Origin of the sequence: Collinsella aerofaciens (assembly GCF_002736145.1) — a bacterium.
Lineage (GTDB): Bacteria > Actinomycetota > Coriobacteriia > Coriobacteriales > Coriobacteriaceae > Collinsella > Collinsella aerofaciens_A.
Genome location: NZ_CP024160.1, coordinates 1656388 through 1669636 on the forward strand (window position 1 = coordinate 1656388; position 13249 = coordinate 1669636).

A 13249-nucleotide genomic window follows, 5' to 3' on the forward strand; every position below is an offset into this window, starting at 1 on the left:
CATACCACCTTCGCCAATCCACAAACCCAGAGACAAAAGAGGCCCGTCTCCCCAACCCAGGGAAACGGGCCTCTTTACTTGAAAAAACAGATGGTAATGCCGCCGTCTCTTGAACCGCGCAGCCATCAATGCCCAGACAACACTAGCAAGCCGCATTCCTTAAGGGATAGATTTAATGGCCGTTAATCAAGGGGTATACGCGCACGCCCGATCAATGGCGGGCAAACCGCCTGATATACTTACCTTAGTGCTACCAAGTTAGTCGCCGACCCTTGAAATGAGGTGCCGAGATGAACGACATTCTCGCAAGAAGAGCAAGACGAGCAACTGTGGGCATCGCCCTTTCCGCGGCACTTGTCGCGGGAATCGCCCCCGTAACGGCGATCGCGGCAGAAACCAGCTCCCCCACCGGTGCAGTTGCCTTGCAGACGGAAGATGCGGCCACCGCAAAAGAAAAAGCGTATGCAGCCATGCAGGAAGCGCTCAAAAACCTCGAAGCCGCAAAAGACGCCGCAAGTCCCGAAAAACTTGCGGAAATCGATAATGACATTGCCGCATTTCAAGAACTCTACGACATGGTGGTGGCGGAAGCCGCCAAACGGAGGGAACCCCTTCCCGCCATGCAAGCGAACGTCGATGCAGCCCAAGCCAAATACGATGAGGCCCACAACCGGACAAGCGGCCTTCAGGCAGAATTAAATAAGGCAATCGACGACGGAGCTTCTAGCGAAACTATTAAGCAGTTGCGAAGTGAGATCATGTCGGCAGAAAGGCGAGAAAAATCTTGTGAAGATGATCTTCACTCCTACCAACACCGGCTCGAAAGCCAGGAAAGACAGGTTCAGCATTTCGAAAGTGAGGCGGAGGAAGCTAAAGCCCACATCGATGAGGACATAGCCAAGCGAAATGCGCTCCTCGGCGATTTGGAAAAGGCGCAAGCGGCCTATGACGACGCCTGCAAGGCATACGAAGAGGCAAAGGCCGCGGCAGACAAGGCCACCTCGCCCGAGGTGACGAAACCCGCCGAGACAGTGCCTCCCTCCGGCTCGACGCAACCCGCCGAGACGGCACAGCCCGCCGGCTCGTCCGCGACCGGCAAAGACACCTCGCCAAGCTCCACCAAGCAGGCGAACTCGAGCAGCGGCAAGCAAGCGGATACGACCGCCGGCAAGCTCGCGAACACGGGAGACGCAGCGCCGAGCGCAATCGCACTCGCAGCAATCGCCGCCGCAGGCCTCGGAATAACCGCCACAGCCACACGCCGCCTCAAGAACTCAAAATAGCTGCCAGCGGCTATTGTCTCCGCCAATCCACAAGCCCAGAAACAAAAGGAGGCCCGTTTCCCCACCTAGGGAAACGGGCCTCTTTAACTGCAAAAATTCAAGCAACAGCACCGCCGCCTCTTGAACCACATAGCCACCGCGCTCCAGACAACGCCAACGAGCAGCAAAAGGCACGGGATTAAATTATTCAGATAAATGTGACCCTTCAGGCGGTTTTGGTCGGCTACCCGCGAGTGCCGGCAGGGCGCTTGGTAGTCGAGCGATCCCGCAGGCGAAGCCGAGGACCAGCGAGACACCAAGCGCCCTGCCGGCACTCGCGGGTAGCCGCGGCACCAAAAAACGCCTGCGCACTCGATGGATTCGGATGCCCGACAGAGGCTCCTTATGGCTGCTTCCTTCCGGACCTGACCAGATTCGGAACATGTCGTCATCCGAACCCATCGAACGCGCTAGGCGCTCGGTATATCTTACCTGCTCCCGCCCGATGGGGCAAGACAGCTAATTTGGGACGGGGCCTTTTTGACTACTTTTTGACTGGGGGCATCAGGGTGGCGAAAGTAGTCAAGAAAGCCCCGTCCCAAATAGACTGATCCGGTGCTGCGCCACGAAAAGGGCCTATCTACTACGTTTTGGTCGCATGGGTCGACCATAGCCGACTTTTTCGGAAATCGGCAAGCTCTCTACCTGCAGTTTTAATTTCACAAAATCCGGGATGGTCGAGGTAGCTCGGTCAAACGTAGCAGATGGCCGCATTTCGTGGCAAACGGTCCGACTCGAGACCCATGTCGACCAGCCTCGGATAGCAATTCACGAAGTTGCGGTGGAATACGGACTGAATTGGCACCTTAAAGGCAAAAACACTCCGTATTTCACCGCAAGTTATTGGGGGGATTGGTTTTAGAGGCGACCGAGGTCGTAGGCTCGCGCGGCAGACTCGCCGGCGCAGATGAGGTTGGTTGTGGCTTCTTGCGGATCGAGTGCCCGCTCCAGGTCCATGGGCTTGCGACAGATCGGCAGTACAAGGTCGATGCCCTGCTCGTACACCGCATCCAGGTTGTCGGCGCGACCACCCACGACGGCGACTACCGACTTGCCATATCGCTTGGCGCGACGCGCCACGCCCACCGGCGCCTTGCCGGCGGCGGACTGCTCATCCATATTGCCCTCGCCCGTTATGACCAGGTCGACATCGCGCACGTGCTCGTCAAACCCAATCAGATCGAGCACCGTCTCCACGCCCGAGCGTAGCTCCGCGCCGAGCGCCAGCAGCGCGGCGCCCAAGCCACCGGCAGCGCCCGCACCGGGCACGCCGAGCACCGAGCCAAATGTCCGTGCGCTCTCAGGTGTGCGCAACAATCCCTGGGCTCGAGCTCCGGCAATCGCAGCGTCGAGCAAGCGACCGTAGCCGACCATCCAGCTGTCGCACCTGTTCAGCGCCTCGGCATCATCCGCCGGCAGGCCTTTCTGCCCACCGAACACCGCCAGAGCGCCTCGGCGTCCCACGAGTGGATTCTCTACATCCGAAAGCACAACGATACGAGTGCCATCCAAAGCCTGCAGCGCTGGCGCCAAATCAACGCTCGCCACCTGCTCGAGACCCGCAAGACCGGGGGCGACAACGCAGCCCCGATCATCGACCACACGCGCGCCCAGCGCCTGCAGCATACCGGCGCCGCCATCGTTGGTAGCACTGCCGCCCAAGCCAATATAGATAGTCTTTGCGCCCGTGCGAACCGCGCGAAGCATGAGCTCGCCCACGCCATAGGTTGTAGCGGCCAGCGCCGACGACTCCGTGCAAGGCGAATACCCAATGCCGGCGGCCTCGGCCATCTCGATGACCGCGGACTCGCGCTCGACATCAACCAGCATCCGGGCAGGCACACGCTCGCCCAAGGGACCTGCAACCTCGCAGGTCACAAGCTCGCCACCGCAGGCGGCAACGGCGTCGAGCGTTCCCTCGCCGCCATCTGCCAGCGGCAAAGCGGCCACCTGGGCATCGGGCCACACACGGCGCACGCCTTCGGCAACCGCCGCCTCCGCCTGCGCACTCGAAACGCTGCCCTTAAAGGAATCGATCGCCAACAGCACACGGCGGGGCCGGCGGCACGCGGCACCAAAATCGACCGCCTCAACGGCGATATCTTCGGCACACGCGAGCGCCTCAGCGTGAGCGGCATGTGCCTCAAGATCGTCCCCACAACCGCAGCCAGCACCATCGTTGCCACGCAGCCCACTAAAATAGCTGCTCAACACCTCACGACACTCGTCTGCCAGCACGCCGGCGGTCACATTAAACCGGTGATTCAGGCGCGAGTCGGCATTCAAATCGTACAGGGATCCCAACGCGCCCGCCTTGGCGTCGCTCGCGCCATACACGCAGCGCCCCACGCGCGCGTTAACCATAAGCCCCGCACACATGCAGCAGGGCTCGAGCGTCACGTAGACCGTACAGTCGGAAAGGCGCCAGCGGCCAAGCACCTGGGCAGCGGTGCACAGGGCCGCGAACTCTGCATGCGCCGAAGGGTCCTGGTCGAGCTCGCGACGATTATGCGCCCTCGCGACGACCTCGCCGTCGCACACCACTACGGCTCCGATGGGCACCTCGCCCACCGCCGCGGCGGCTCGCGCCTCCGCCAGCGCCTCGCGCATGAACTTCTCGTCGATTTCGGTGATCGTCATCGTTCGCCTTCCCTGTTGCAAATTCAAAACGATGCTATCATTACGACTCACGGAGAGATGGCAGAGCGGTTGAATGCGGCGGTCTTGAAAACCGTTGAGCGCGAGAGCGTTCCGGGGGTTCGAATCCCCCTCTCTCCGCCACTTTTAGTGATGCACCGGCGTCATGGTCCGCTCGAACAGCGCATCGACCACGTCGGCCATCTCGGGTCGACGCTCAAGATCGTGGCCCGATTCCCACCATATCGTGAAAAGTCGAATAATACCGCCGGCGACAAACTCAGACGTCGTCTCGAGCGACACGGGGGCCAGGGCATCCTCGGCAAGCACGTTCATCACACGCTCGCGGATGGAGCGGGCAATACGGTCGCAAATAACGTTGGTCAACATACCCGACATGCTGCTAGCCAAAATGTTATCCATGAGCTGCTCGTGCGCCAGAATCAAATCCATGGCATCGTCCAAAATCGCGTGCCGAAGCGCGCGCACGTCCTCGGCAGACACTGTGCCGGCCTCATCGGGCTGTTTTTGCGGCAAACCCGACATGAGCTCATCGATATAAAAGGCAAAGTAATCGTTCTTGTCGCGAAAGTGCTTGTAGAACGTCGTGCGGCGAATCATGGCGCGGTCGCACAGCATGGCAACCGTCAGGTCCTCAAAACGATGCTCCTCGAGAAGCTCGGTGAAGGCATCGAATAGGGCGCGGTAGGTTTTCTTAATGCGAAGGTCCACTGGTATCGCCATCCTCAGGGCAAAGACAACACTCGTCAATCTGTCGCATATCTTACACCTGTACCTCGCGCGTTTTACCTCGGTGCCGACCCCGCCGAAAACATAACGCTTACCGGAAAGTTCGGCACGGCAAAACGTTGCGGGTATACTAGTAGCGTTATACCAACGGCAGCTGGCGCATGCCGCCGCGGCCATTCGAAACGGAGACATCATGATTACCGTCATCATCGGCATCGTTGTTGTCATTGTGATTGTCTGCGCCATCGCCGGCATCTACAACAACATGGTCACCAAGCGTAACCGCATCGATAACGCCTGGCAGAACATCGATACGCAGCTGCAGCGCCGCAACGACCTGATCCCCAACCTGGTCGAGACCGTCAAGGGCTACGCCAAACACGAGCAGGAGACGCTCTCCGCCGTGATCAGCGCGCGTAACACCGCCGTCAAGGCCACCACGCCCGAGGCCAAGATGGAAGCCGACAACGTGCTGACCGGTGCGCTGCGTCAGCTCTTCGCCGTAGCCGAGGCCTATCCCGATCTTAAGGCAAACACCAACTTTACGCAGCTGCAGGCATCGCTCGAGGATACCGAGAACAAGATTAGCTATGCACGCCAGAGCTACAACGATTGCGTGCTCAGCTACAACAACGCCATTCAGACGTTCCCGGCTGTCATCTTTGCCGGCATCTTCCAGTTTAAGGAGCGCCAGGGCTTTGAGGCCGCCGAAGCAGCCCGCCAGGCCCCGACCGTCAAGTTCTAACAGATCCGCAGCGTATCCTTAATCGGGTAGATGCATAAACCGCCCCGTCGAATGCATACTTCGACGGGGCGGTTGCTTTTTTAGCGAAGGTCCCCCTCTAAGCACCGTGCATTTTTGGGAGTATTCAACATAACCAAGAGCTTCGGGCGCCACGATAAATGCCAAAGACCGCGAATATCCCTGCAAATCAAGCGCTGTCGGCCCATAACCCCGCCTATTATTCGCGAAAAGCATCGACGAGCACGGATTTTTGCCCGAACGTCGGTATGCAGGGGCCTTCGATTGCAGAATACTCGCAAAAATGCACGTCGCCACCACCCCCACATGGCGCGAAGCAAAACAAATGCGCAACCTTCCTTTTCGGCGCACTCCGCAGGACGAAAGAACCTCCGCCGCACGAAGTGTGCAGCGGAGGTTCTTTCATGTCCGAGGACGCGCCGGAAAGGAAGGTTGCCCTCGGGCCGAACAGCTATGGCAGCTTACGCGACGGTGTAAACCCAGTTGTGCTTATCCTCGACAGCACCGGACTGGATACCAGTCAAGGTCTCGCGAAGCTTCTTCATCACAGGGCCGATCTCGGTGTAGCCAGCCGGGAAGGTCACGGTCTCGTCGGCGCCATAAACCTTGTTGTCGATCTCGCCAACCGGGGAGATGACGGCAGCGGTGCCGCACAGGCCGCACTCGACAAAGGTACCGGCCTTGACCTCGGCCCACTCGACGGGACGCTCGTCGACGGTGATGCCCAGGTCCTTGGCGACCTGAACGAGCGAACGGCGGGTGATGGAGGGCAGGATGGAGTCGGTGTGCGACTGCGGAACGACGAGGGTGCCATCCTCCTTCACGAACAGGACGTTAGCGCCACCGGTCTCCTCGACATAGGTGCGGGACTCGGAGTCGAGATACAGGTTCTCGGCATAGCCCTCGCGATGAGCCTCCATCGTGGGCTTGAGGGACATGGCGTAGTTCAGGCCGGCCTTGATGTTGCCGGTGCCGTGCGGTGCGGCACGGTCATACTCGGAAACGCGCAGCTTGACGGGCTTGAGGCCACCCTTAAAGTACGGACCGACCGGGGTCACGAGAATGCGGAACGTGTACTCAGGAGCGGGAGCCACGCCGATCACGTCACCGGAGCCGATCATAAACGGACGCACGTACAGGGTCGCGCCGGAACCGAAGGGCGGAACCCAGGCGGCGTTGGCAGAAACGACCTGCTTGACGGCCTCAACGAACTTGTCCTTGGGGAACGGGGGCATCTCGAGGCGCTGCGCAGAGTTGTACATACGCTCGGCGTTCATGTCGGGACGGAAGCAGACGATGCTACCGTCCTCGGCGGTGTAGGCCTTCAGGCCCTCAAAGACCTCCTGGCAGTAATGGAAGATGCCACCGCACTCGGAGACATGCAGGGTGTGGTCGGTGGTCAGGCCGCCCTCGTCCCACTCGCCATCCTTCCAATGAGCCTCGTAACTGTAATCGGTCTTCATGTAGCCAAAGCCGAGGCTACCCCAATCGATATCCTTCTTCTCGACAGTCATATGTCGCTCCTTACATACACAGTTGCAAACTCGCGAACCCGCACGCGAGGACCGAGGCCGACCGCGTCGCAACGTCGCACGTCCGGAGCGTAGAGCCGGACGGGACACGCGAACGGCATCAAAGCCGATGGCACGTCGATTCGCATGCACGAGATTGTACTCCCCGTACGCGTCTGATAAAACGCTTTTCTTTAACTAAGTAAAGTATTTTCATTTGACCGAAGCAAAAAGGCCCGCCACCGTAAGCGGTGACGGGCCTCAATGGCACGGTTTGCGCGCTGGCTCGAGCTACGCGTTCTTTTTGCCCAGCTTTGCCTTAACCAGACCGACCACGGTCGGGATGATCGACACGGCGACGATGCCGATAATCAGCAGCTCAAAGTGGTCCTGCACAAAGGGAATGCCGCCAAAGAAGTAGCCCAGCAGCGTAAAGAGCGTTGACCAGGTAATGCCGCCCAGCACGTTAAAGATGACAAAGTTGCGCCAGTGCATGCCGCCCATACCGGCAATAAAAGGCACAAAGGTGCGGATAAACGGGAAGAAGCGGCCCAGGAAGATGGCCAGGTGACCCCACTTGTCCAGGAAGTCCTCGGACTTTTTGATACGCTCGGGCGTCATGGCCTTGACCTTGCCCGAGGCAATGATCTTTTTGCCAAAGAAGTGACCGATCATAAAGTTGCACTGATCGCCCAAGATGGCAGCGGCCCATGCAACGGCCAGCAAAGCCACGATGTTAAAGCCACCGTTGTGGGCAAAGAAGCCCGAGGCAAACAGCAGCGAATCGCCGGGAAGGAACGGGAAGAACACCACGCCCGTCTCGATAAAGATAATCAGGAACACGCAGCCGTAGGCCATAAGCGGGCCGGCGGCAATCCAGCTAGCAATCGCGGTGCGCGGGTCTTTGAGCAGCTCGGCGATAAAATTAATGAAACCCATGAAGTAAAACCTCTCAGTTGTGGGCGCGGACACGTCCAAGTTGACCAGTATACGGTCGCAGCGCCCCCTCGTGCGCAACCCCACAAAAGCATGACTCCATTACCAGCAAGTTTGCATAACTGACACCTGTTGCGCAATGCCGCCAAGATTGTTCTTCCTAATCCCTAGCGAATCGCTATACTTTATTGAATCGCATTGCCTTGGCGCTAAGGGAGGGCGGCCGGTGAGCTTTATCAATACCATTCGCGAGGACATCAAGACCGTCCAGGCGCAGGACCCCGCCGCGCAAAACGGCCTGGTCATTTTCCTTTCTTATCCCGGCCTGCACGCCAAGTGGAACCACGTACCCGAGCACTGGCTCTGGGAGCACGGTCATCGCTCGCTCGCCCGTGTGCTCTCGCAAATCACTCGCCATATCACCGGCGTCGAGATTCATCCCGCTGCAAAGATCGGCAAGCACTTCTTTATCGACCACGCCATGGGCGTCGTCATCGGCGAGACCACCATCGTGGGCGACAACTGCGTGCTCTACCAGGGCGTCACGCTCGGCGGTACCGGCAACGAGACCGGCAAGCGCCACCCCACCCTGGGCAACAACGTCACCGTGGGCACGGGCGCCAAGGTGCTCGGCAACATTCGCATCGGCAACAACGTCAAGATCGGCGGCAACTCGGTCGTCGTTAAAGACGTGCCCGACAACTGCACCGTCGTGGGCGTGCCGGGACGCATCATCAAGCGCAACGGCTGCCGCGTGTTCGAAGAAAGCTTCGATGCCAAGCAGCATCGCGAGTACATGCCCGATGACGCCGCCGAGCAGAGCGCCCTCAACCGCCAAGGCATCACCGAGAATGCCCGCCGCGTCAAGGAACTCGAGCGAGAGGTGGCCGAGCTCAAGGCCCTCGTCGCCAAGCTCGTGGACGAGCACTAGGAACGCGAGCGGCACAAAAACAACATCGACACCGACGCAAAAGGCGCGCCAGGGAATCAATCCCCGGCGCGCCTTGTTTCCAATGTGACATGCGGGACTGTCCCTTTGTCACATTATGCGAACTGACTCAGATAGAGGTCGGCGTAAGCACCCTCGGCAGCCAGCAGTTCCTTATGCGTGCCTTGCTCGATAATGTTGCCGTGATCCATGACCAGAATCAGGTCGGCGTCCACGATCGTCGACAGACGATGTGCGATCACAAAGCTCGTGCGCCCATGCATGAGCGCGTCCATGGCACGGCCGATGGCAAGCTCGGTACGCGTGTCCACGCTCGACGTCGCCTCGTCCAAGATGAGAATCGCCGGGTTGTTGAGCAGCACGCGCGCAATGGTCAGCAGCTGACGCTGGCCCTGGCTGATGCTTTCGGCATCATTGGCCACGCGCGTGTCGTAGCCCTGCGGCATGGTGCGCACAAAGAAGTCGACCTGCGCGGCACGGGCAGCCGCCACGATCTCCTCGCGCGTTGCCTCGGGGCAGCCGTAGGCGATGTTCTCGGCAATCGTGCCGTCGAACAGCCAGGCGTCCTGCAGTACCATGCCAAACTGCTGACGGAGCTCACCGCGGTTCATGCGGCTCGTATCCACACCGTCGAGCGTAATGCGGCCGCCGTCAATCTCGTAGAAGCGCATGAGCAGGTTGATGAGCGTGGTCTTACCCGCACCCGTGGTTCCCACCACCGCAATCTTCTGACCCGGTTCGGCGGTAAACGACACGTCGCGCATGAGCGGCTTTTCGGGCGTGTAGCCAAAGCGCACATGCTCAAAAGCGACGCGGCCCTCCACGCGACCCGGCAGATTGGCAGCCTCGCCCGGCTGCGGATCGGCCTCCATCTCGGGCTCATCGAGCAGGTCGAACACGCGCTCCGCACTCGCCAGCGCGCTCTGCAGCGAGTTGAAAGTGAACGACAGCTGCGTCATGGGTTCGGACGCCTCGTAGATAAACTGGAAGAACGCCTGGAACACGCCGACGGTCATATGACCGGCGACCAGCATGCTGCAGCCCACGAGCGCAATCACGATCTGCGCCAGGCGACCAATAAAGCGAACCGCGGGTCCGACGGCGTTGATCATAAAGTCGGCCTTGGTGCTCACGCGGGCCAGCTCGCCCGAGGCCTCGTGCACCTCGGCAGAGCTCTGGTGCTCGCGATTGAATGCGCGAATCACCAAGCGGCCCGAATAGCCCTCCTCGACCGCGCTCGTGATTTTGGACACCCATTCCTGACGCTCGCCCGTCACATCATGCGTACGGCGCGAAACCACCTTGGTCACCAGCAGCGATACCGCCGTAAAGCCCAAAAAGACCAACGTGAGCTTGACGCTATAGACGAACATCATGATGATGGCACCCGTCACGGTACCGATCGATACCAGCAGCTGCAGCAATCCGCGCTGCATACTCTCGGACATCTTGTCCAAGTCGTTGGTCGCGCGGCTGACCACTTCGCCGGGGCGATGCGCGTCAAAGTAGGCGAGCGGCAGGCGGCTGAGCTTTTGCGCGATGCGGTTGCGCAGACGCAAGTTGAGTCGCTCGGCGACGCTCGACATCAAAAAACTCTGCAGCGCATAGAACGATCCGGCGGCCGTCCAGATCAAAAAGTAGACAAAGATGGTCTTGCCGCATTGGTCCCAGGTGATGCTGAAGGTGGTTCCGCTGGCAAACGCCACCTGTATATGGCCCCACAGCTCGTCGATAACATGAGCGCTATATGCCGGCGCGGCGGTGTTAAAGATGACGTAGAACACGATGCTCGCAAACACGATGTAGAAGCGCCAATGGTCGCCGGCGGCCTCGCTCCACAAGCGGCGCGCCGTCGCCCAGGTATCCCGGGGTTTCTCGTCCTCTTCTTCGTCGTCCACGTCGCGCATACGCTCCGCTTCGGCACGGGCGCGCTCGTCCTCGGCACGCTCGTTTTCCTCGTACAGCGCTTGGCGGCGAGCCTCACGCTCGGCCGCGGCCTTGGCAACGTCATCCAGCTCGGTCGACGTGGCAGCCTGCTCGACCGCTTCGACCGCGTCCACAACGACGGCATCGATAGCGTCGCTGCGCTTCTTGAGCTCCCCGGTCATGCTACTCACCTCCCTTCATTTGCGATTCCGCGATGGCGCGGTATACCTCACAGGTTTCCATAAGTTCGCCATGCGTGCCCAAGCCCACGACCTCGCCATCCTTGAGCACGACAATCTGGTCGGCGTGCAGAATCGTCGAGATGCGCTGCGCGATGATGAGCACCGCGGCGTCGCGCGTCTCGTCCTGCAGCGCATGGCGCAGGGCCGCATCGGTCTTAAAGTCTAGGGCCGAAAAACTGTCGTCGAAGATATACAGGTCGGCACGCTTCATGAGCGCGCGAGCAATGGCCAGGCGCTGGCGCTGACCACCCGAGAAGTTCGTACCGCCCTGGGCAACCGGGGTATCGAGCCCCTGCGGCTGATCGAGCACAAAGGTGCTCTGGGCAGCCTGCAGCGCATGAAGCATGTCCGCCTCGGTCGCGTCCTCGTTGCCAAAGCGCAGATTGCTTGCCACGGTGCCCGAGAACAGCCATGCCTTCTGCGGCACATAGGCGATGCGCCCGCGAATCTCACCTTGCGAAAGCTCGCGCAGATCGACGCCGTCCAGGCGAATGACGCCCTTGGTGGCATCGTGAAAGCGCAGCAGAAGCTTTGCCACCGTCGACTTGCCCGAGCCCGTCGAGCCCACAATCGCGGTCGTCTGACCGCGACGACAGACAAAGCTCAGGTCGCACAGGGTGTCCTCATCGGCATCGTCAAAACGAAACGACATGTGATCGAACTCAGCGACCGCATCCGCATCGCCCCCGGAGGCAGGCGCTCCGTCACCCAGCGTACGCTCGCCGTCCACGATGCTCGGCTTAATCTCCAGCACCTGCTGTGCGCGGTTCAGGCACGCGGCAGCACGCGGAAGCGTCAGCACCACCATCTGGGCCATCATCACAAAGAACAGGATCAGAAGCGCGTACTCCAGCACCGCCGAGATGCTCGCGATCTGCATGGCGTGGGCACCCACGCGGTTGCCGCCCACCCACAGTACCGCCACCTCGGCGATATTCATCAGAAAGAAGGTGGAGCTGTCGAGGCCCACAAACAGATGGTTGACTTTTATGGCGTTGGCGGCGTAGTCGCTAAACACCTCGTCCAGGCGCTGTTCCTCACGACGCTCCTTGTTAAACGCACGGATGACGCGCACGCCCACGATGTTTTCGCGCAGCACCACGTTCATGCGGTCGATAAAGCTCTGCAAGCGCATAAAAATCGGAGCCGCGTTGGCAACCGTAAAGACCGCCGCAACCAGCACGATCGCAACCACGACGCCCAGAAGCATGCCCATGGCCGGATCGATGAGCCAGGCGAAGATGATGCCTGCCACCGCCAGGAACGGCACCGGCAGCACCAGCTGAATGGTCTGCAGAATCGCCTGCTGAATCACGTTGATGTCGTTGAGCGAGCGCGTGATCATCGAACCCGTGCCAAAGCGCTCAAAGTCACTGGCAGACAGCTCGAGCGACTTGTCGTAGACGGCATTGCGGATATCGCAGGCCACGTTGGCGGCCAGGCGCGCCGAAAGATAGCAGCCCAACACCGCGCCGCCGCTGGCCATGCCGGTCGCGATAAGCATGTAGAGACCGTTGCGCAAAATGTAGTCGACATCGCCCGTGGTGATACCGGTGTTGACCATGTTCGCCAACATCGTGGGTACCAGCAGTGTGCCAACGTTGTCGATTAGCAGCACCAACAACGTCACCGCGACAAGCCTGCGATACGGCTTCATAAACCTCATTAAGAGTCGCACGACTCCCCCTCACCTTGATTCTCGGCCTGGCTCTCGGCAGCGATATGCTGCTTAAAGGCATCGCACTCATCGCCGAGCGCATGGGAAAATTTTCCGATCAAGCGCATGATTTCGCGTTGCTCACACGGCTCAAGCGCGCCAAAGGCTCGCTGCTCGGCCTTGAGTGCCGGCAGCGCATAACGCTCGGCAAACCGCATGCCCGCTTCGGTCAAACGCACAACCTTGTTCTTACGGCTGCCTTCGGCAAACTCCAACGTTGCAAAGTCCCGCGCCGTCAAGGTTTTAATGGCCGAGTTGATGGTCTGCTTGCTGTAGAACCATTCGCTCGTCAGGCGGCTTACGGCAATACTGCCGCCCGCCGTGCTGGTATCGACGAGCATCCAGTAAGCGCAGTCCGAAAGACCGCAGGCGCGCGAGAACTCCGAATAGATATGGTCGAGTCCATTGAGCAACCGGTCGAAGTCGACCAGCGTAACCGCACTATTCATCTATCCCACCATTCGATTGTCCGATTTTTGACCAATTTTGTATCTCT

The 13249-nt window shown here is 59.9% G+C and carries 10 protein-coding genes, 1 tRNA gene and 1 other RNA gene; 4 read left to right on the forward strand and 8 right to left on the reverse strand.

The window, feature by feature from the left end; genetic code table 11:
* Positions 1-290 precede the first annotated feature (290 nt).
* Positions 291-1283 (forward strand): coiled-coil domain-containing protein, encoded by a 993-nt coding sequence (locus CSV91_RS07240; RefSeq protein WP_099432359.1) that lies wholly within the window; start codon positions 291-293, stop codon positions 1281-1283.
* Between the two features lie 348 nt (positions 1284-1631).
* Here CSV91_RS07240 and ffs read toward each other — a convergent pair.
* Both ffs and tadA read right to left on the reverse strand, forming a co-directional pair.
* Positions 1632-1727, reverse strand: an RNA gene (gene ffs / locus CSV91_RS07245) — signal recognition particle sRNA small type.
* 453 nt (positions 1728-2180) lie between these two features.
* The gene (gene tadA, locus CSV91_RS07250) at positions 2181-3962 is read right to left on the reverse strand and encodes a tRNA adenosine(34) deaminase TadA (RefSeq protein ID WP_099432360.1); all 1782 of its coding nucleotides are present in this window, start codon (positions 3960-3962) and stop codon (positions 2181-2183) included.
* Between the two features lie 51 nt (positions 3963-4013).
* Between tadA and CSV91_RS07255 the strand changes: the two genes are divergently transcribed.
* A tRNA-Ser gene (locus CSV91_RS07255) sits at positions 4014-4103 on the forward strand.
* A gap of 3 nt (positions 4104-4106) precedes the next feature.
* Here CSV91_RS07255 and CSV91_RS07260 read toward each other — a convergent pair.
* The gene (locus tag CSV91_RS07260) at positions 4107-4691 is read right to left on the reverse strand and encodes a TetR/AcrR family transcriptional regulator (protein WP_099432361.1); all 585 of its coding nucleotides are present in this window, start codon (positions 4689-4691) and stop codon (positions 4107-4109) included.
* A 211-nt stretch (positions 4692-4902) separates the two neighbouring features.
* On the opposite strand from CSV91_RS07260, the gene CSV91_RS07265 reads away from it, so the two are divergent.
* A complete protein-coding gene (locus CSV91_RS07265) occupies positions 4903-5454 on the forward strand; it encodes a LemA family protein (RefSeq protein ID WP_082421874.1) in 552 nt (183 codons plus the stop codon).
* Positions 5455-5933: 479 nt separating this feature from the next.
* On the opposite strand, the gene CSV91_RS07270 is transcribed toward CSV91_RS07265, so the two are convergent.
* Positions 5934-6986, reverse strand: coding sequence for a branched-chain amino acid aminotransferase (locus CSV91_RS07270; RefSeq protein WP_099432362.1), 1053 nt, complete (start codon positions 6984-6986; stop codon positions 5934-5936).
* 288 nt (positions 6987-7274) lie between these two features.
* Positions 7275-7922 carry a DedA family protein gene (locus CSV91_RS07275; protein ID WP_099432363.1) on the reverse strand — a complete coding sequence of 216 codons (648 nt, stop codon included), beginning with the start codon at positions 7920-7922 and terminating at the stop codon, positions 7275-7277.
* A 223-nt stretch (positions 7923-8145) separates the two neighbouring features.
* Between CSV91_RS07275 and cysE the strand changes: the two genes are divergently transcribed.
* Positions 8146-8850 (forward strand): serine O-acetyltransferase, encoded by a 705-nt coding sequence (gene cysE / locus CSV91_RS07280; RefSeq protein ID WP_099432364.1) that lies wholly within the window; start codon positions 8146-8148, stop codon positions 8848-8850.
* Between the two features lie 113 nt (positions 8851-8963).
* Here the strand turns inward: cysE and CSV91_RS07285 are convergent, their stop codons facing one another.
* Genes CSV91_RS07285 through CSV91_RS07295 form a run of 3 tightly spaced genes read right to left on the reverse strand, consistent with a single transcriptional unit; the run spans position 8964 to position 13202 of the window.
* Positions 8964-10976 carry an ABC transporter ATP-binding protein gene (locus CSV91_RS07285; protein ID WP_099432365.1) on the reverse strand — a complete coding sequence of 671 codons (2013 nt, stop codon included), beginning with the start codon at positions 10974-10976 and terminating at the stop codon, positions 8964-8966.
* 1 nt (position 10977) lies between these two features.
* Positions 10978-12702, reverse strand: coding sequence for an ABC transporter ATP-binding protein (locus tag CSV91_RS07290; protein WP_099432366.1), 1725 nt, complete (start codon positions 12700-12702; stop codon positions 10978-10980).
* Positions 12702-13202 carry a MarR family winged helix-turn-helix transcriptional regulator gene (locus tag CSV91_RS07295; RefSeq protein ID WP_099432367.1) on the reverse strand — a complete coding sequence of 167 codons (501 nt, stop codon included), beginning with the start codon at positions 13200-13202 and terminating at the stop codon, positions 12702-12704. The genes CSV91_RS07290 and CSV91_RS07295 overlap by 1 nt, the downstream gene beginning before the upstream one ends.
* Between the last annotated feature and the right edge of the window lie 47 nt (positions 13203-13249).

Excerpts from the sequence above, each read along its gene's own strand:
- tadA (WP_099432360.1), bottom strand. The coding sequence starts at position 3,962 with ATGACGATCACCGAAATCGACGAGAAGTTCATGCGCGAGGCGCTGGCG.
- CSV91_RS07240 (WP_099432359.1), top strand. The coding sequence starts at position 291 with ATGAACGACATTCTCGCAAGAAGAGCAAGACGAGCAACTGTGGGCATC.
- CSV91_RS07265 (WP_082421874.1), top strand. The coding sequence starts at position 4,903 with ATGATTACCGTCATCATCGGCATCGTTGTTGTCATTGTGATTGTCTGC.
- CSV91_RS07270 (WP_099432362.1), bottom strand. The coding sequence starts at position 6,986 with ATGACTGTCGAGAAGAAGGATATCGATTGGGGTAGCCTCGGCTTTGGC.
- CSV91_RS07295 (WP_099432367.1), bottom strand. The coding sequence starts at position 13,202 with ATGAATAGTGCGGTTACGCTGGTCGACTTCGACCGGTTGCTCAATGGA.
- CSV91_RS07275 (WP_099432363.1), bottom strand. The coding sequence starts at position 7,922 with ATGGGTTTCATTAATTTTATCGCCGAGCTGCTCAAAGACCCGCGCACC.
- CSV91_RS07290 (WP_099432366.1), bottom strand. The coding sequence starts at position 12,702 with ATGAGGTTTATGAAGCCGTATCGCAGGCTTGTCGCGGTGACGTTGTTG.
- CSV91_RS07285 (WP_099432365.1), bottom strand. The coding sequence starts at position 10,976 with ATGACCGGGGAGCTCAAGAAGCGCAGCGACGCTATCGATGCCGTCGTT.